General features: G+C 62.2%; 1 protein-coding gene. It reads left to right on the top strand.

Annotation, left to right across the window (positions count from 1 at the left end; translation table 11 throughout):
- Positions 1–272: 272 nt before the first annotated feature.
- Positions 273–1379 carry a helix-turn-helix transcriptional regulator gene (locus tag EN893_RS33330; protein WP_127270920.1) on the top strand — a complete coding sequence of 369 codons (1107 nt, stop codon included), beginning with the start codon at positions 273–275 and terminating at the stop codon, positions 1377–1379.
- Positions 1380–1554 lie beyond the last annotated feature (175 nt).

Raw genomic sequence — 1554 nt, forward strand, 5'->3', positions numbered from 1 at the left:
ATCTAAAGCCACGTCTGGTCCGCTCCGGCGGACCAAGCCGTGGAAGCCAGAGCCGCACCAGACGACTTTTGTCGCGGTTCCGAGCCCGCTGGACCCAGTCCGGCGGGTTTTGTCGTTTTGGGGCCGGCAACTGCATGCGGCTCGACAGCAATCTGAGGTTGACCTCAGCTTTCAGCATGGCATTTTGATCCTGCGGGTATCGGTTGGCGTGTGGGAGCGCGTTGACGATCCGAGCCGGCAAGACGCTGACTCTGAAAGGACTGTGCGCTCTCATGTTCGATGATCTTACGGACAGGATCTACGAGGCCGCGTTCGTGCCGGATTTATGGGCGGGTGCGCTCGAAGCGGCCAGCGAGCTTTCGAGTTCGGCTGACGGCGCGATCTTCCTGTTCAGCGACGGCTCCCCCGTTCGCGGCCGGTTGAGTGACGAGTCTCCCGGGCATGGCAATTCCCTTGAAACCGTCCGCTCCCTGTTCGATGAATTCATTGCCGGCGACAGCTGGAAATTCTCCGATGCGATTCAGCGCATGTGCAGCCTGCAACCGGCGAGTTTCGTGCAGGTCGAAGATTTTCTGACTGCCGACGAGCTCGAGCATGATCCGGTACGGATACAATTGAGGGCGGCAGGTATCGGCGCTCATATCTGTTCGGCGGTTGCCATGCCGAGCGGCGAACTGGTTACATTTGTCTTTCAACGCTGGACGCGGGACGGCACCTACGATCAGACGTCGATCGACAGGCTCGACCAGCTTCGCCCGCACTTTTCGCGTGCCGGCCTGGTATCGGCGCGGCTGGGCATGGAGCAGGCCAAAGCGAGCGTCTCGGCTCTCGAGGCCCTTGGTCTGCCGGCGGCGGTAATGACTGCATCGGGACGCGTGCTGACGGCCAATGTGCTGCTGGAAAACATGCCATCCGTTTTCATCGCCGCCGCACATGGCGGCATGGCACTTGCCGACGTGTCCGCGAATGAGCTTTTCCGGCAAGCCATTACGCACAATTTGCAAGATCGGGTCGTGCGTTCCATCCCCATTCCAGCCAGGGAGGGCCAACCGGCGCTGGTCATTCATCTCCTGCCGCTGCGCCGTGCCGCGCATGAGATCTTTTCCGGGGCTGACATTCTGGTTGCGGCGACGGCGATGAGCGCCAGCGCCACCGTGCCGTCGCCAAGCCTGCTTGCCGGCCTGTTCGACCTGACGCCCGCAGAGGCGCGGCTGGCGGCCTCCCTTGCGCAAGGGCGGCCGTTGAAGGAGGCAGCGGCAAGCTCCAACGTCACCGTCAAAACCAGCCGCACCTATCTCGAACGGATCTTCGCCAAGACCGGGACACGGCAACAAAGCCAGCTTGTCGCCTTGTTGAAGAGCGCGGAGCCGTTCCGATGAGCGGCGGCCTGATCGAAGCGATTTACGAGGCGGCTTTCGTTCCCGAGCTCTGGCCCGGCACGACCGGTTCCGCCTGCGGAGAGTTCCAACTGATTGTCGCTGATGCAGAACCGCGGCCGTTGAAGGATGCGGCGTCCGATCTGACCATCACCGTGAAAACCGGCTGCACCTATCT

Source organism: Mesorhizobium sp. M7A.F.Ca.CA.004.04.2.1 (genome assembly GCF_004022825.1).
Lineage (GTDB): Bacteria > Pseudomonadota > Alphaproteobacteria > Rhizobiales > Rhizobiaceae > Mesorhizobium.